General features: G+C 53.2%; 18 protein-coding genes and 1 riboswitch. Of the genes, 14 read left to right on the top strand and 4 right to left on the bottom strand.

Annotated features, from left to right (window positions below):
• The first annotated feature begins 176 nt into the window (after positions 1-176).
• Both ABYK60_RS01025 and ABYK60_RS01020 read left to right on the top strand, forming a co-directional pair.
• A complete protein-coding gene (locus ABYK60_RS01025; RefSeq protein ID WP_372870010.1) occupies positions 177-1634 on the top strand; it encodes a diguanylate cyclase in 1458 nt (485 codons plus the stop codon).
• Positions 1631-2191, top strand: a complete 561-nt coding sequence (locus ABYK60_RS01020) for a GNAT family N-acetyltransferase (protein ID WP_372870008.1) — start codon at positions 1631-1633, stop codon at positions 2189-2191. The genes ABYK60_RS01025 and ABYK60_RS01020 overlap by 4 nt, the downstream gene beginning before the upstream one ends.
• A 132-nt stretch (positions 2192-2323) precedes the next feature.
• Here ABYK60_RS01020 and ABYK60_RS01015 read toward each other — a convergent pair whose 3' ends face one another.
• The 3 genes from ABYK60_RS01015 to ABYK60_RS01005 form a co-directional block, all read right to left on the bottom strand.
• Positions 2324-2701, bottom strand: coding sequence for a hypothetical protein (locus tag ABYK60_RS01015; RefSeq protein WP_372870006.1), 378 nt, complete (start codon positions 2699-2701; stop codon positions 2324-2326).
• A 138-nt stretch (positions 2702-2839) separates the two neighbouring features.
• Positions 2840-4753, bottom strand: coding sequence for a methyl-accepting chemotaxis protein (locus ABYK60_RS01010; protein ID WP_372870004.1), 1914 nt, complete (start codon positions 4751-4753; stop codon positions 2840-2842).
• A 273-nt stretch (positions 4754-5026) separates the two neighbouring features.
• On the bottom strand, positions 5027-6679 hold the full coding sequence (locus ABYK60_RS01005; protein ID WP_372870003.1) for an electron transfer flavoprotein-ubiquinone oxidoreductase: 1653 nt from the start codon (positions 6677-6679) through the stop codon (positions 5027-5029).
• Between the two features lie 235 nt (positions 6680-6914).
• A riboswitch (molybdenum cofactor riboswitch) is annotated at positions 6915-7048 on the top strand.
• Between ABYK60_RS01005 and moaA the strand changes: the two genes are divergently transcribed.
• The 12 genes from moaA to ABYK60_RS00945 all read left to right on the top strand — a co-directional run bounded on the left by moaA (position 7036) and on the right by ABYK60_RS00945 (position 15985).
• Positions 7036-8016, top strand: coding sequence for a GTP 3',8-cyclase MoaA (gene moaA / locus ABYK60_RS01000; RefSeq protein WP_372870001.1), 981 nt, complete (start codon positions 7036-7038; stop codon positions 8014-8016). It overlaps the preceding riboswitch by 13 nt.
• Before the next feature lie 92 nt (positions 8017-8108).
• Positions 8109-8636, top strand: coding sequence for a molybdenum cofactor biosynthesis protein B (moaB, locus tag ABYK60_RS00995; RefSeq protein ID WP_372869999.1), 528 nt, complete (start codon positions 8109-8111; stop codon positions 8634-8636).
• A gap of 8 nt (positions 8637-8644) precedes the next feature.
• A complete protein-coding gene (gene moaC, locus ABYK60_RS00990; protein ID WP_372869997.1) occupies positions 8645-9118 on the top strand; it encodes a cyclic pyranopterin monophosphate synthase MoaC in 474 nt (157 codons plus the stop codon).
• A 34-nt stretch (positions 9119-9152) separates the two neighbouring features.
• Complete coding sequence (gene moaD, locus ABYK60_RS00985; protein WP_372869995.1) at positions 9153-9404, top strand: molybdopterin synthase sulfur carrier subunit; 252 nt, start codon at positions 9153-9155, stop codon at positions 9402-9404.
• A gap of 1 nt (position 9405) precedes the next feature.
• The gene (gene moaE, locus ABYK60_RS00980) at positions 9406-9864 is read left to right on the top strand and encodes a molybdopterin synthase catalytic subunit MoaE (RefSeq protein ID WP_372869993.1); all 459 of its coding nucleotides are present in this window, start codon (positions 9406-9408) and stop codon (positions 9862-9864) included.
• A 57-nt stretch (positions 9865-9921) separates the two neighbouring features.
• Entirely contained in the window at positions 9922-10656 is a 735-nt protein-coding gene (modA, locus tag ABYK60_RS00975) for a molybdate ABC transporter substrate-binding protein (protein WP_372870120.1), read from the top strand.
• Positions 10656-11333: a molybdate ABC transporter permease subunit gene (gene modB / locus ABYK60_RS00970; RefSeq protein WP_372869991.1), complete on the top strand. Its 678-nt coding sequence runs from the start codon at positions 10656-10658 to the stop codon at positions 11331-11333. The genes modA and modB overlap by 1 nt, the downstream gene beginning before the upstream one ends.
• Positions 11317-12429: an ABC transporter ATP-binding protein gene (locus ABYK60_RS00965; protein ID WP_372869989.1), complete on the top strand. Its 1113-nt coding sequence runs from the start codon at positions 11317-11319 to the stop codon at positions 12427-12429. Before modB ends, ABYK60_RS00965 begins: the two co-directional genes overlap by 17 nt.
• A 347-nt stretch (positions 12430-12776) precedes the next feature.
• Positions 12777-13301 carry a hypothetical protein gene (locus ABYK60_RS00960; protein ID WP_372869988.1) on the top strand — a complete coding sequence of 175 codons (525 nt, stop codon included), beginning with the start codon at positions 12777-12779 and terminating at the stop codon, positions 13299-13301.
• 19 nt (positions 13302-13320) lie between these two features.
• On the top strand, positions 13321-13998 hold the full coding sequence (locus ABYK60_RS00955) for a response regulator transcription factor (RefSeq protein ID WP_372869986.1): 678 nt from the start codon (positions 13321-13323) through the stop codon (positions 13996-13998).
• 49 nt (positions 13999-14047) lie between these two features.
• Positions 14048-15307: a sensor histidine kinase gene (locus ABYK60_RS00950; RefSeq protein ID WP_372870119.1), complete on the top strand. Its 1260-nt coding sequence runs from the start codon at positions 14048-14050 to the stop codon at positions 15305-15307.
• Between the two features lie 3 nt (positions 15308-15310).
• Positions 15311-15985: a TIGR01621 family pseudouridine synthase gene (locus tag ABYK60_RS00945; protein WP_372869984.1), complete on the top strand. Its 675-nt coding sequence runs from the start codon at positions 15311-15313 to the stop codon at positions 15983-15985.
• A gap of 42 nt (positions 15986-16027) precedes the next feature.
• Here the strand turns inward: ABYK60_RS00945 and ABYK60_RS00940 are convergent, their stop codons facing one another.
• Positions 16028-17206 carry a GGDEF domain-containing protein gene (locus ABYK60_RS00940; protein WP_372869982.1) on the bottom strand — a complete coding sequence of 393 codons (1179 nt, stop codon included), beginning with the start codon at positions 17204-17206 and terminating at the stop codon, positions 16028-16030.
• Positions 17207-17332: the final 126 nt, after the last annotated feature.

Genomic DNA, 17332 nt, shown 5'->3' with positions numbered 1-17332 from the left:
ACTTTTGTGAGACGCATGAATTAAGTTTGCCTTGCCTGACTTTCCCATTTGTCAGTTGTTTGCTCGTTATGTCGCCCCGTCCCCGAACGGGGCTTTTTTTATAACCAACCGCTGGCCGAACGGTCTACATTGCATTAGGATTTTAAACAAAACAGTAACAAAATGGGGCTCAGGCCATGACCGGTAACGCCTGGAGCGACAAGAAGCGGTTTATTTGGGTGCTGTCCTTTCTGCTTATCAGCGCCTTTCTTGCAACCAGTGGCATCAGCTACAAAGTTGCCCATGACTCACTGATCCAACAGGTGGAAGAAAATACCCTGCCCCTGACCAGCGACAATATTTACTCTGAAATACAGCAGGATCTGTTGACCCCCATCTTCATCTCATCCCTGATGGCACAAGATACCTTTGTCCGGGAATGGACACTCAACAACGAAACGGATCCTGAGCGCCTGGTGCGTTATCTGAAAGAGATCCAGGAAAGATACGGTACAGTCACCAGCTTTTTTGTGTCGGAGCAAAGCCGCAATTACTACCACTCCAGTGGGGTCCTGAAACAAATCAAGGACGCTGACCCGGCCGACAGTTGGTATTTCAGGGTAAGGTCATTACCGGAAATAGAACAATACGAAATCAATATCGACACTGATACCGCCGATCGCAGTAAAACCACTGTGTTCGTGAACTACAAAGTATCAGATTTTGAAGGAAATTTTATCGGCATTACCGGCGTAGGGCTGGCAGTGGAAAAAGTAAAATTCCTGATAGAACTTTATCAGAAGCGCTATAACCGGGTGGTGTATTTTGCCGACAGGGAAGGCAAGATAACCCTGAACGGTACAGGCTTTGTTGGCGCAGACAGCCTGCAGCACACGCCCGGGCTGGATAAACTTGCCACCCGCATACTCACTACGCCTAGTGGCGCCTTTACATACGAGCGGGCAGGCAAGACGGTATACATCAACAGCCGTCTGGTGCCCGAGTTCAAATGGTACTTACTGGTAGAACAAGAAGAAGCTCAAGCTGAACGTGCTTTGCTCAGTACTTTCTGGATGAACATGGGATTAAGCCTGTTAGTTGTCACCGGGGTGCTGTTTATCGCCAATATGACCCTTGGCAGGTATCAGCGACGGCTGGAACATATGGCTTCGGTTGATAAGCTCACCGGTGCGGCGAACCGGCAGATATTCGAAGATCAGTTTGAACAGGCTCTGCAGCAGGCAAAGACTCATTCTACCTCGATAAGCGCCATCCTGATTGACATAGACCATTTCAAACAAATTAACGATAGCTATGGCCACAGTATGGGCGATTTAGTGCTGAAAACGGTCTCAAATATGTTGGGTAGAGACCTGGCAGAAGATGAATTGCTGTGCCGCTGGGGAGGAGAAGAGTTCCTGCTTATGATCCCAAACGATATGATAATCGCCAGTGAACGTGCCGAGCAGCTCAGAAAACGGGTTGCCGATCGTCAGCTCAGAGTCAATGGGCACGATATTCGGGTCAACATTAGCCTGGGTGTGGCTCAATTCCAGTATCATGAGTCTGCCGATCAGCTGATAAAACGCGCCGACACAGCGCTGTATCAGGCAAAGGAAGGTGGTCGCAATCGGGTGGTACTGAGCAACCCATGACGCTGATAGCCACCACAGCACGACTTAGCCTGAGCGAGTTTTGCGACGCCGATGCTACTGGCTTTTTCAGGCTGAATCAAGATCCTGAAGTCCTTAAGTACACTGGCGACACCGCCTTTGCCAATCTGGATGCCGCCCGTGGTTTTATCCGCCAATACGACCAGTATCAGCGCTATGGCCTTGGCCGCTGGGCGCTGCATTTTAACGGCGATTTTATCGGATTTTGCGGGCTGAAACAGCACCTCGGCGGTGACGTGGATTTGGGCTTTCGCCTGATGCGATGCCACTGGGGCAAGGGGCTGGCCTTCGAAGCGGCGTGCGCCGCGATACTGCTTGCCAATGACAGGTACGGCTTACTCCGGTTGGTAGCACGGGCCATGGAGGAAAACGACGCCTCCAGTTATCTGCTCACCAAACTGGGCTTCTCTCGCTGTCAGCACCTTGATGCGCCACCCTGGCAGGGCTTTGAACTGGAGCTTCACACAGCGTCCATCGAGGCAAACCTGGCAGCATGGCGCGACACCGTAAGTCTGACGCCCCGGCAGGGGCCCAAATAGGCTATCTGCAGTAACTCCCGGAACAAGAAAGTGCACCGCTGCAGCTATCCCATGCCTTGCAGATTCATTCACTGCGCATCGGTAAAAACAAAAACGCCCGACAATGCGGGCGTTTTGGATTGTAAGGCAATGTTAGTCGACGTAGGTCGTATCCCAATCACCGTAGTTGGCGTCGCCAGCGTAGATGGTCAGCGGCAAATCACCAAACACCTTGCGAATGCTTTCAGCGACCGAATTGGCAACATCAGCAACACTGCCCTGGCCGGAGAAGAAACTCACAGACACATGGTAACGCTCGTTGTAAAAAGCAATCAGCAGATCCCAGCCATTTTCCAGCTCCTGACTCGCCAATACTTCATCGAGCTGCTCAAATTTTTCCTCATCGGCTTCAAAACGAAACTCGATACAGGTTTCAGCCCAGGGACCAAGCGCCAGTTTCTTTAGGTGACGTGGCTTATGATGGGACTTGATTTGTGGCCTTTCCAGCTCGGGGACGGCTATCACTGTCATGGTTTTTCCTCTAATTTGGCGCTGAAATAAAGCGCATTAATTAAGCGCCGGACGTTCCGACAGACCCGCGAAGGTTACGCCAGTCGAACGCCCCCTGCAAGGGGGGCTCGCCACAGATTCCACCGCCTCTTTTTCACGTCAGACCTTAAAGCGGGCCACCAGCTGATCAAGCCTTTTGGCAAGAGCATTAAGATCCTGACTGGCTTTGGCCGCAGCTTGTGCAGTGCTGGCCGTGCGCTGGGTAATATCGTTGATTTCTGTAACATTACGGTTGATATCCTCAACTACGGTGGATTGCTCCTCCGTAGCCGCAGCTACCTGAATGTTCATATCGCTGATTAGCCCGATTTGGTCGGAAATCCCACTCAGGGTATTGCTGGCTTCATCCACCGCAGTCACCCCTTCCTGAGAACGGCTGCGACTCTGAGACATTGCACTTACCGCGCGAGCCGACTCAGACTGCAGTTTATTAATCATTACCTGCACTTCATCGGTCGAGGCCGCGGTGCGGGAGGCCAGATTCCTTACTTCATCAGCCACCACAGCAAAGCCCCTGCCAGCCTCACCGGCCCGGGCAGCTTCAATGGCGGCATTCAAAGCCAACAGGTTGGTTTGCTCCGAAATAGCCCGGATCACATCCAGAATACTGCCGATGGACTTGGTATGGGTTGCCAGAGATTCGATAACTTCACCTACCTGCGACACATCCTGTGAAAGCTGGTTGATAGTCCCTCTGGCACGGGTAACAACGCTCTGGCCGGTACCTGACGCCTTGTCAGCGTCTTTGGCCGCCTCAGCCGCCTGCGCCGCATTGGCAGCAATTTCATTGACTGTGGCACCCATTTCATTAATGGCGGTTACCACCTGCATGGTTCTGTCTTTCTGATCCTGGCTGTCTTCCAGCGTTTGCTGTGCCTGATGAGAAACATCAATGGCTGACTTGCCCAGAGCCTCTGACGTGTGAGCCACTTCAATCACTGAGTCCTGGATCTTGCTGATAAAGCTATTGAACCCGCTGGCTAACTGAGTCAGTTCGTCATTACCTTCCACCGGCAGGCGCTGGCGCAAATCACCTTCACCTTCTCCAATATCACGGAACATAGTTGCCACAGCCGCGATGGGTTTGCTGACGCTGGAAGCAACATATCCAGCCAGCATTACAAAGGCCAGCGCAATAAACAAAGTAGAAAACAAGATTTTAAGCGCTGCGTTATCCAACAAAGCAAACACTTCTGATTCAGGAACTTCCGCTACCAGATACCATTGCATAGACGGGATATAGCTGCTGGCCACCAGCTTTGACTCTCCATCAACTTCTGTACGCAGCAAGCTGAAATCTGACTGATTCAGCAAACGGCCACTTTCACTGCCGTAGAGTGAAGAAAGAGTGGACCGCCCAATATTGGCTGTATTCTGATGTAACTGAACTTTACCGCTGGCATCCACCAGATATACAAAACCGGTTTCTTCAATGGTAAAGGATCCCAACAAACGCACCATGTCATCCAGAGATTTGGCAAGTCCGACCAAACCTCGTCCGTTGGGTTGCTGATAGTTGATAAACATCTTCACTTCACCATTGGCTTCGGTGAAGACGTTCAACATCCGCTCCTGACCGCTGTCGCGATACCCAAAAAACCAGCCATCCTGCTCCTGGGTCAATACTCTCAGGAAGCCATCCTGGGTGTAGTAAGCCGCGCTCTGGCGATCCGCATAAGAGGCCTGCACCAGCGAGTATTGCCTGGCGACGTCTTTCAGCTGCTCCACCACACGAGCCTCATCGTCCGCAGGTCGACCGTCCTCCAGCCACTTTAACAACATCCGGCTCTTGGCAAGCTGCTCTGCCGCATTCATCAGAGTCACAATGTCTTTCTCAAGTCGATTGCGAATACTCAACAATTGACTTGGCATTTCTGAGCCGAGCATCCGCTGCTCAACCACGTCCCGGGCACTGCGCTGGCTCAGCACTCCCACTGCCACTGTGGAAAGGATTACGGCCAACGTCACTGTCAGCAAAATCTTTTGTTTAATGGTAAGCAAGTTCAATGTCATGGTCTTACTCTTCCTGGTTGTCGGGGGATCCATTATCAGACACTCGATAGCAGTATTAACCCAAATGGCATGTTCTGCCTGAACTTCAGGGTAAAAAGAGCTATTGACGCAATAATGTAATGGCCGCTAAGACGAAGCGGGCTAAAGGAGAGACAGAAGCTTGATTTTATATCTTTTATTGCCAAATTATGGCGAAAAAGCCACCAGTGCGCAATAACCAAAAAAAGCCAGCATTAAAAAATGCTGGCTTTTTATATATCTGATTACAGGAGCTTACATATTGGGATAATTGGGGCCACCGGCACCTTCCGGGGTCACCCAGGTAATGTTCTGGCTCGGATCCTTGATATCGCAGGTTTTGCAGTGGATGCAGTTCTGACTGTTGATCACAAACTTCTGCTCACCGGCATCTTCCACCACCTCATACACGCCGGCCGGACAGTAGCGCTGGGCAGGTTCATCAAACTTAGCCAGATTCACCGCCAGCGGAATACGCTCATCTTTGAGACGCAAATGGCAGGGCTGATCTTCTTCATGGTAAGTGTTAGACAGGTACACAGACGAGAGTTTGTCAAAGCTCAGCTTACCATCGGGCTTGGGATACTCGATTTTGCTGTGCTCGCTGGCCAGCCCCATCTGGGCATAATCCGGCTTGTCATCACGCAAGGTAAACGGCAGCTTGCCGCCGAACAGGTTTTGATCGATGAAATTGAACGCACCACCAAGGAAGGTACCGAACTTGTGCATTGCCGGACCAAAGTTACGTGAGCGGTGCAGCTCGTCACCCAGCCAGCTCTGCTCAAAGCGGGTCTGATAACAGTCAAGATCCTTACCACCGTCTACACCGGCAAACAGGGCTTCGGCCAGGGTCTCAGCCGCCAGCATGCCGCTCTTCATCGCGGTATGGGTGCCCTTAATCTTGGCGAAGTTGAGGGTACCTGCATCACAGCCCAGCACCAGGCCACCGGGGAAACTCATTTTAGGCAGCGAATTCAAACCGCCCTTGGTAATAGCGCGGGCACCGTATGAAATACGCTCACCACCTTCGAGATATTGGGCAACAAGCGGATGGGTTTTGTAGCGTTGGAACTCATCAAAAGGACTTAAATGGGGATTCTGGTAGTTAAGGTCGATAATCAAGCCCACAACCACCTGATTGTCTTCCATATGGTACAGGAAGCCACCACCGGAGGAACCTGACTCAGTCAGCGGCCAGCCGCCGGTGTGCACTACCAGACCAGGGGTATGTTTGTCTCCCGGCACCTTCCACAGCTCTTTAAAGCCTATACCGTAGTGCTGGGCAGTTTTGCCGTTATCAAGATGGAATTTTTCAATCAGCTGTTTGCCAAGATGACCACGGCAACCTTCGGCAAATACCGTGTACTTGGCATGCAGCTCCATACCGGGCATAAAGCTGTCTTTGGGCTCACCATCGGCGCCAACGCCCATGTCACCAATCAGAATCCCTTTAACGCTGCCATCTTCGTGATAAAGCAGGTCACTGGCGGCAAAACCGGGGAAAATTTCCACACCAAGCTCTTCGGCACGGCCACCGAGCCAGCGCACCAGATTACCCACACTGATGATGTAATTACCTTCGTTGTGCATGGTCTTGGGGATGAGGCCATTTGGCATCAACCTGGCGGAAGACGCCGACTTGAGCAGATGGATTTCATCATGGGTTACCGCCGTATTTAACGGTGCGCCTGCTTCACGCCAGTCAGGGAAAAGTTCATCGAGTACTTTTGGTTCAAACACAGCACCAGACAGAATGTGTGCCCCCACTTCAGAGCCTTTTTCGACCACACAAACGGTCAGCTCCTTGTCGGCATCACGACTGATTTGCATCAAACGGCATGCCGTTGCCAAACCGGCAGGACCCGCACCCACGATAACAACATCGAACTCCATGAATTCGCGTTCCATCTTTCACCTCATTCCTAAGCTTGTTCCCCCGATGTAAACGGGTGTTTTATATTCTGTAAGTCCTCCACCTTACCCGAAAACCACTCTCAGGCACAGTGGAGAGCCACCAACAGCAGTGTAATAGATTGCCATATTCTGAGTGAGCGGCGTCACAAATTGTTAACGGCAAATTGATCCAGACCAACAAATACACGTTTAGAGGTATAGCCGGACGCATCTTTGCGCCTATAATCGGCCATTGACGGTTCTCCGAGCTCCTTCACCTAAGTCTGCAGATATGGTGTTTGAGCCGTGGCGCGGTGCCACCGGGGTGGATTCAGAAATGACTTCACCTCCCGATACTTGGAAAGGTGATCATGTCTCAACTACAAGACAACTTTGGTCGTAAATTTCACTATTTGCGGATGTCAGTAACTGACGTTTGCAACTTCAAATGCAGCTATTGCCTGCCCGATGGCTATCATCCCGACGGCAAGCCGAGCTTTTTAACGTTAAGCGAGATTGAACATCTCATTGGCGCTTTTGCCGATGCCGGAACCCGTAAGGTGCGCATTACCGGCGGCGAACCCACGCTGCGCAAAGACTTTACCGACATCATCAGGGTGATTGCCGATAATCCGGCCATCAGCACCATCGCCACCACCACCAATGGCTATCGCCTCGAAAAACACGCCAAAGAGTGGTTTGATGCCGGCCTTCGCCGCATCAATGTGTCGGTGGACAGCCTGGATCCACGGATGTTTTATCAAATCACCGGCGAGAATAAGTTTGATAGTGTGATGCGGGGTATCGATGCTGCCCTGGAAGCAGGTTTTGAGCGGGTGAAAATCAACGCCGTGCTGCTCAAGGGTCTGAACGATAAAGATCTGCCGCGCTTTCTGCACTGGATTAAGCACACCCCTATCGATTTACGCTTTATCGAACTGATGGAAACCGGCCTTGGCCGCGATTATTTCCAGGCTCACCATCTGCCCGGCAGCGATATTCGCGACAAACTGCTTGCCGATGGCTGGCAGTTGGATGCCCGCAGTGCCGAGGATGGCCCGGCGCAAAACTTCAGCCACAGTGACTATCGTGGCCGCATCGGGCTTATCATGCCCTATGAAAAGAACTTCTGTGCCAGTTGCAACCGCCTGCGAGTTTCGGCCAAAGGCAAGTTGCATTTGTGCCTCTTTACCGAGCAGGGAATGGATTTACGTGATTTGCTGCAAAGCCCCGATCAGCGCCCGGCGCTGCTTGAGCGGCTCGAAGGCCAGCTGAATCTGAAAAAAGAAACCCACTTTCTGCACCAGGGCGTTACAGGCGTCACCCAACATCTGGCCTCCATCGGCGGCTAAGCCCCGATAGCATCGCCCACTGCTGTAACTGACCAATATCTGTGATGTGCACCTCAGGTGGAAACACCTGGGTGCGTATTAAAGGAGACACCATGGGACACTGCCGCGAAAGCGAGTTCAAACCCCTCAAGATTGCCGTACTGACCCTGTCAGACACCCGCGACGAAACCACTGACACATCAGGCACATTTCTGGCCGATGCGCTCACTGAAACCGGCCATATTTTGGCAGAAAAACGCATCATCAAAGACGACAAGTACCAAATCCGAGCAGTAATGTCCGCCTGGATTGCCGACCCGGATGTGCAGGTAATTATCAGCACCGGCGGCACAGGTTTCTCTGGCCGCGACAACACCCCGGATGCCGTAGCGCCGCTATTCGATAAACCCATCGAAGGCTTTGGCGAGCTGTTCCGCCATTTAAGCTTTGTGGAACTGGGCACCTCAACCGTGCAGTCCCGTGCCATTGGCGGTGTAGCAAACGGTACCGCCATCTTCTGCCTGCCCGGTTCCACCGGCGCCTGCCGTACCGGCTGGAACGGCATCATCAAACAGCAGCTTGATGCCCGCCACCGCCCCTGTAACTTTGTTGCTCACTTAAAAGCCCCCACCCAGGAGTAAGCCAGTCCATGAGTTCTTTTACCCATATCAATGACGCGGGCAACGCCCATATGGTGGATGTGACCGACAAGTCGGTGACTGAGCGCGAAGCCCGCGCTGAGGCCTATATCGAGATGGCACCCGAAACCCTGGAGATGATCCTCTCAGGCAAGCATCACAAGGGCGATGTATTCGCCACCGCCCGCATCGCCGGCATTATGGCTGCCAAGAAAACCTCTGATTTAATTCCCCTTTGCCACCCGCTGGCGCTGACCAAAGTGGAAGTGGAACTGGAACCCGAGGTTGAGCAAAACCGGGTGCGCATCACCAGCCTGTGTAAGCTGTCGGGCAAAACCGGGGTTGAAATGGAGGCCCTCACTGCTGCCTCAGTAGCGGCGCTGACCATTTACGATATGTGCAAAGCGGTGCAAAAAGACATGGTGATAGGCCAGGTGCGCCTTCTGGAAAAACGTGGCGGCAAGTCCGGCCACTTCAAGGTATAACCGTTTCCGGCCTAAGAGATAAAGGTGTAATTTTATGATTAACGTGCTTTTTTTTGCGCAGGTGCGCGAGCTTTTGGGTGAGTCTTCTCTGAGCATTGAAGCGGGCAGCAATACAGCCACCGCCGATGCCCTGCGCCAGACCCTGGCCGAACGCAGCGACAAGTGGGGCAAGGTGCTTGCCTCGGACAAGCTGCTGGTTGCAGTGAATCAGACCCTGTGCCACTGGGATACCAAAATCAGCGACGGCGACGAAGTGGCTTTCTTTCCGCCCGTGACCGGAGGCTGATATGAGCACGAACCGCATTCTGGTGCAAAGCGCCGATTTCAACGTACCCGAGGAATACCAACGCATTGCCGCCGACCATCAGGATGGCGCCGTGGTCACCTTCGTCGGCAAGGTGCGCGACTTCAACGAAGGCAATCACATCAGTGACCTGACTCTGGAGCACTACCCCGGCATGACCGAAAAGGTGCTGGAACAAATTGCCACCGAGGCCCGAGGCCGCTGGCCGCTCAATCACCTGACCATCATCCACCGCGTTGGCACCATGCACCTTGGCGAGCAAATCGTGTTTATCGGTGTCAGCAGTGCCCACCGAAAAGCTGCTTTTGCCGCCTGCGAGTTTCTGATTGATTTCTTAAAGACCAAGGCGCCCTTCTGGAAACTGGAGAGCAGCGACAAGGGTCAGGGCTGGGTCGAAGCGCGCGATGCCGACGAACAGGCCGCCAAGGCCTGGGAGAAGTAATTCATGCTGCCGCGCCTGTTGTTATTGCTGACCAGCCTGCTGGCGCCGCTGATCACCATGGCCGATACCATTACAGTCGCGGCAGCGGCCAATATCAAATTCGCCATGGAAGAGATTGCCCGTCAGTTTGAAACAGACAGCGGCCACAAGCTCAGGGTCAGTTATGGCTCATCGGGCAACTTTGCCTCGCAAATTCGCCATGGCGCCCCATTCGAGCTGTTTCTATCGGCAGACGAGCGCTATGTAACTCACCTGCACCAAACCGGCGTGACACAAAACGACGGCGATATCTATGCCTACGGCCGATTGGCTCTGGTGGCGGCCAAGGGCTCACCGCTGAAGCTTGATGACAACCTGAACGGCCTGAGGGCGCTGGTCGCTTCCGGTGAGCTACGCCGCTTTGCGCTGGCAAACCCCGAGCTGGCACCTTATGGCGAACGCGGCCGCGAACTGTTGCAGACTGCCGGCCTATGGGATGATTTAAAAAACAAAGTGGTGTTAGGCGAAAACGTGTCTCAGGCGGCACAATTCGCTATTTCAGGCTCAGCCCAGGGCGGTCTGGTGGCGCTGTCGCTCGCCAAGACTCCTCAGTTTATTGCCCGCGCCAATTATGTGGCCATTCCAGAAGACAGACATGCGCCACTGGCCCAGCGGATGGTGCTGCTGCCCAAGGCATCCGCTGCCACCCGGGAACTGTATACCTTCCTTCAGGGCGACAAAGCCCGCGCTGTTTTTGCTGACTACGGCTTCTCACTGCCGACAAAGGAATCTGCGCTGGAGGCCGGTCACTGATGGATTGGCAGGCGCTTTGGCTCTCAGGCAAGCTGGCACTGGTGACAGTGCTTATTCTGCTGCCGTTATCGATTCTGGCAGCGCGCATGCTGGCTTACCGCCAGTTCCGTGGTAAGAGCCTGATTGAAGCGCTGATCATGGTGCCGCTGGTGCTGCCGCCCACCGTGGTGGGTTATTACCTGCTGGTCAGTTTTGGCAGCCAAAGCGTACTGGGGGTGTGGCTGAGAGACACCTTCGGCATTGAGCTGGTATTTCACTTCTCCGGCCTTGTGCTGGCCTCGGTGCTGGTGAATATTCCCTTTGCGATTCAGCCCATTCAGCGCGCCTTTGAAGCCATACCCATGGATGTGCGCGACGCCGCCGCCTGCTGCGGCATGAGCCGGTTTAACATTCTGACCCGCATCGAACTGCCGATGATCTGGCCCGGGCTGGTGACAGCGCTGGTGCTTACCTTCTCCCACGTGCTCGGTGAATTCGGCGTGGTGCTGATGATGGGCGGTAATATCAGCGGCGAAACCAAAACCATCTCCATTGCCATTTACGACAGTGTGCAGGCGTTTGATTTTGACTCTGCCGGTGCCATGTCGCTTATTTTGCTGCTGTTTGCAATAAGCGCGCTGGCGCTGACCACCAGTTTGTCGCGCCGCATGGGAGGCAGCCATGGCCGCGGCCACTGATTTGCACGTACGCATTCTTCAACAACACGGCATTCGTATCGAAGCTGAGTTTTGCTGCCGTGCAGGGGAGTTTCTGGCGGTGGTCGGTCCCTCCGGTGGCGGCAAGACCACCCTGCTGCGGATGATTGCCGGCCTTGCCAGACCCGAGTCCGGCGAAATCCGCTGCGGAAATACCGTGTGGTTTGATGACAAGACGCATCGTCATCTCAGCCCACAGGCTCGCCATATAGGTTTTGTACCCCAGCACTTTGGGTTATTCCCCAAACTCTCTGCCCTTGGCAATATCGTCGCCGGACTGGATCATTTGCCTAAGGCCGAACGCATGCCAAGAGCATTGGCGGCATTGGAAAAGGTCAACCTGCACGGCCTCACCGACCGGCTGCCAGGGGAGCTTTCCGGTGGCCAGAAGCAGCGGGTGGCTCTGGCACGGGCGCTGGCGCGGGAGCCGAAGGTACTGCTGCTGGACGAGCCCTTTTCGGCGGTCGACAGAGAGACCCGCGAGCGACTGTATCTGGAATTGGCCAGGCTTAAAGCCGAGCTCAATATTCCGGTGATCATGGTGACCCACGACCTCAATGAAGCGCTGTTACTCGCCGACAGTATGCTTTTGATAAGTCAGGGGCAAATGTTGCAGCACGGCGCACCGCAGCAGGTATTTGCCCGGCCGCGCACGGAGGCTGTTGCCCGGCAGATGGGGCTTCGCAATATTTTCGATGCCCATGTTGTGGCTCAGGATAAGCAGAAAGGCGTGACCTGGCTTAAGTTCGGTGAACAACTGCTTGCCTCCGACAGCCTGCCGGATGTGAGCATAGGCCAGAAGGTACGCTGGGTCATTCCCAATCAGGGCATTCGCTTCAATTCCATCGCCAGCGGCCGTTTGTGTCGCAGCTTCAACATCCTGCATATCCGCATCGACACCCTGCTGACTCTGGGCGAGTCAGTGCGACTCGAAGCTACTGTGCTGGGTTCAGGAGAGCAGCTCAACACCGAAATCCCACTACATCTGGCCAAAAAACTTGCCCTTACCACAGGAGTTGAAACTGAAGTGGCGCTCAAGTCAGATCAACTGCATATACTGGAGATGATCAAAGCTTAATCTTGCCACCACAGAAAATTCAGGGCCGCGCCGCTAGACTGGCCTCATAGACAAAACCCATGGCCCCTTATGCACACTACTGATCCTCATACCAGCAGCACTGCCTTTATGGTTTGCTCGACCGACCGGACGTCAAACAACCCAGCCTCGCCGCTACATTTGGGTCCTCACCCTTGTATTCCATCGTCCCGAAAGGCTGATTGGCAGTATTGTCGCTTTCAAGATGGCTGCAGCAAATTAAAATCTGTGATCAATATTTTCCTGCACTCGCGTTCGACAACATGCTCGTGGTGACATCAGCAGATTAGTCTTTTAGGATACGGGCACTGACTTTTTCGGAGGCTTCAATGAGATACTGGCTGCTCGGAGCAATGATGATGGTAGGTGCCGCTTCGGCAAACACCAGTCTGTTCAATTTGCTGAGCTCAGGCGAACGGATAGATCCCCTGACCATGATGGAAAAGGTAGAAGCAGAATATCCGGGATACATTGCCGAGTTCGCGCTGGACCTGAAGGAAGGAGAACTCCTTTATGAGTTCGATGTGATCAATTCCGAAGAAAATACTCTCACTAAACTGACTTTTCGTGCCGCCGACGGCTCTATGGTGGTGCAACGCAACAGTAAACTGGAGGCTGACGATCACGACGAGCTTGAAGCTGTAAAACTGCTTGAACGCAAACAGATGTCGTTTTCAGAGTTGGTACGTCTTGCCACCCAAAAGCATCAGGGTAAGCTGCTGGAAGCTCAACTGGAACACGATCTGGACATCAGCTATCTGGAATTCAAAATGGTAGATGAAAACGGCAAGCGCAAGCACGCATTCGATGTTCACAAACTCAAACCACTGCCTATGCTGCAGTGGGAGAGATAAGCGCCGTTAAGGAGAAACCATGAAAATCCTGTTGGTTGAAGACGACAACACCACATCAGAATACATAGTCAAAGGCTTTTCCGAACAGGGGCACAATATTGAAGCGGCCGCTGATGGTCATCAGGGACTGTTGCTCGCCACCAGCAACCAGTACGACCTGATTATTCTCGACCGCATGCTGCCGGGCCTCGATGGCCTGGCACTGTTGGCGGCACTGCGTGCCAATGCCAACCAAACCCCGGTGTTAATCCTGTCCGCCCTGTCACACGTCGATGAACGGGTAAAAGGGCTTCGCAGTGGCGGCGACGATTATATGACCAAGCCGTTTGCCTTTTCAGAGCTGCTGGTTCGGGCAGAAATCCTGGTGTCTCGGGGGCTGTCTGCTCCGGTACAAACCCATCTGCAGTCGGGACCGCTGGAAATGGAGCTGCTTACCCGTAACGTGACCCTCGATGGTCAGGAACTAATGCTGCAACCCAAGGAGTTTCAGCTGCTCAAGTACCTGATGGAACACCCAAATCAGGTGATAAGCCGCACCCTGTTGTTCGAAGCTGTATGGGACTATCACTTCGATCCACGCACCAACGTAATTGATGTGCACATCGCCAAACTGAGACGCAAATTTGAAGAGCTGGGCCACGGTGAGCTGATTGAAACCGTGCGGGGGGCAGGTTATCGGCTTCGTCAAAGGCATTAAGCCTCACCAGAGTTCCATTTGGGGAATTACCCTTATCTTTACTGCGCTGGTGACTCTGATCACCGGCGCCCTGCTGTTCACCCTGTACCGACAGTTAGTGAAAGAACAGGAATATCAGATAGAACAACATCTTGAAACCGAAAAGCAGCGTTATCTCCAACTTGCACAGACAGTGGACAGGCGTAGCTTTGCGGCTCAAATCCGCGCCGCAGATCCTAAAAGTGTATTGGTGGCCTGGCGCAACAGTTTTGATATCGTCGGCTCCCTGAGTCTGATGCCGGAGGACATCCCGCTACTACCGGACACTGTCGAGTTCCCTATTCTCACCGGTGGCCCGGATAAACTGCATATTCTCACCGGTGGCCTGGTGATCACACGTTACGGCCCTGTACTCATAGCCACCCGAACCGACCAGCTGGCAACCCTGATCAAGAAATTCCTGCGGGCAGCAGTGACAGCCATGACCCTGACCATAGTGCTGACCATGGCGCTGGGGTACCTGTTTTCCAAGGCAATTCTGCGCCGTTTGGTGCAATACAACCGCCTGGCACAACGAATAGAAAAAGGGCACTACGATACCCGCCTGCCCATCAGTTGGCGTCAGGATGAATTCGATATGCTGGCACTGCAATTTAACCGGGTACTGGACACCCTGGAAACCAATCTGCATGCCGTGCGTGGTGTGACCGACAACATTGCACATGACCTGCGCACGCCCCTGTCGCACCTGCGCATAGGTCTTGAACAACTTAGAGATACGCCCACCGAAGAAAAGGCCGAAAAGGCCGAACAACTGATCGAAGAACTGGATTTTTGCCTTGCTACCTTCGATGCCATGTTATCGCTTACCCGCATTGAAGAAGGCCAGCAACAGCTCGATTTACAGCAGGTCGAGCTATCAGAACTCTGTGGCGATCTGGTTGAAATGGCTGAACTGATGGCAGAAGAACGTGGCCAGAGCCTCACCCTGGAATCGGGCCAGCCCTGCCAACTGCAAGGGGATAAGTATTTACTGTTCCAGGCGCTGTTCAATCTGGTGGACAACGCCATTAAGTATGCCGGCGTTGGCGCGGCCATCCACATCAGCCAGAATGACCGCGAAGTGGTGATAAGCGATAACGGCCCCGGGATCCCTGAAGAGAGCCGCGAAAGAGTGTTTGAGCGACTGGTAAGACTCGATCCCAGCCGTCATCATCAAGGCACCGGACTTGGTCTGTCGATGGTGAAAGCGATATTATCGCGGCATCAGGCGGACATTCGCCTCGAAGACAATCAGCCGGGCCTGCGGGTCATAATTGAGTTTAAGTAAATCATGTTCCAACTTGTCCAGGATGAAGCCGATTTTATCGTAATTGATAAAGCGCCGGGGGTGCATTTTCACAGTCAGGATGGCAACGCGGGCGTAGTGGCATATGCCGAGGCCACGCTTGGTTTTAAGCTATATCCTGTGCACCGGCTCGACACCCTCACCTCGGGGCTGATTATTCTGGCCAAGTCCAGCACGGCCGCCGCCGATTTTACCGATCTATTTTCGGCTCACAGGGTGCAAAAGTACTATCTGGCGCTAGCCAAAGGAAAGCCGAAGAAAAAACAGGGCAAGGTGGCCGGTGACATGGCCAAGGCACGCCGCAGTCAGCATAAGCTGTTACGTACCATGGAAAACCCGGCGGTGACCCAGTTCTTTTCCGCCTCGGTAGATGAAGGGCTACGGGCGTATCTGCTTAAACCTCTCACCGGCAAAACCCACCAATTGCGGGTAGCTCTTGCCAGTCTGGGTACGCCCATTTTGGGGGATGAACTCTATGGCGGCGAAGCCGCCGATCGCGGTTATCTGCACGCCTGGCAGCTACATTTCAGCTTCCATGGCCGGGATTATCACATTCAGACTCATATCCCGACTGGCAAGCATTTCAGCTTGAAAGACATGCGGCAACTATTGGAAGCAGATTGGCAACAGCCAGACACGTTGGACTGGCCTAAGCCTTAGGAAAAACATATAGACACGGCCTTTGCATCAAGCCAAACAGGGTTAGCTGGCCACCTGTGGTTCCGAATCCATCACCCTGTTACGACCCGCAGCCTTGGCCTGATACATGGCGTTATCTGCAGACGATATCAACTGAGACACCGACAGCCCCGGCATCACAACTGCACAACCAAAACTGGCGCTCAGGGGAATGTCCTGGCCTTCCCACCTTAACGCCCTTTCTTCCAGGCATGTACGCAACTTTTCTGCGACCTGGTGCGCTTGTTTGATGTTCGCGCCGGACAGAATAACTAAAAACTCTTCGCCGCCAAAACGGCACAATACGTCTGTGTCCCTCAAAGCATGTGACAGCACCAGAGCCGCCTGACGCAGCGCCGCATCACCGGCCTGATGGCCAAATGTATCGTTAATTTGCTTGAAATGATCCAAATCCAGTAACACCAGCGCATACCCTTCACCGCCGCGTTGCCACTTATAGTGTAATTTCTTCATTACTTCTTCGGCACTACGCCGGTTCCAAAGCCCGGTTAGCATATCTCTGTCTGCAAGCATGCGAATTTTTTGAACCAATCTGGTCAGCGCATTGCCAAACGCCAGCACATTGATGGCGATAGCCAGTACCAAATAAAACCAAAGTACCGGTAATGCCTGATTGGATTGAATTGAAATAAATCGCTCTTCGGCTTGCTCATGGTAAAAAATGAATCCCAGGCGCAACACAAACGACAACGCGGCCAAAATCACAGGAGCAACAAGTAACATTGCCATAAATCGTCCGGTGCTCGGTGAAAGCCCCTGAAGTGTCACCATTGCCAGTCTGGCAAACATCGCGGCTGCAGCCAATGAAAACACTATGGCCAAAAATTGCTGGGAACTCTCCTCCGGGGAAACCAATAACATCGCCAGCGCTGCCGCACCCCATAGAAATAAATCCATCCGGTAACTTACGGGCAGGCGAAACAGAAACACGGTACCAAGTCGCAGCATAACAATGCCGGCAAGCAAACTGAGATCGGCACCGAGCCAAGCCACATAACTTGGCCCATCACCCCGCAACGTATTCAATATCAGCCCAAGCATCATCAAAACGTTGGCCACAGCATAACGCCAGCATGCTCGGGGCGCTATCCGCATCGGGCTGGCCATCAATGCCCAAGCAACGGCACTGGTGCCAGTCACCAGAATGATTACCTGAATAAGAAGTTTTGCCTGAAAGTCCATAAGTCAAAAGGCTAAAAAGAGTGCCTTGACTATAGTCCGAATATCTTAAGCCTGATAGTTTTTATTTAACAGCCTTGCAAAGTGCGCAAAGGCTTGCGAATTTGGTACCGATAACAAAAACCAAGG

The organism is Shewanella sp., assembly GCF_041630135.1.
Taxonomy (GTDB): Bacteria; Pseudomonadota; Gammaproteobacteria; order Enterobacterales; family Shewanellaceae; genus Shewanella.
Note: the sequence above shows the minus strand (reverse complement) of the source record. Positions and strands in the feature narration are given on the sequence as shown.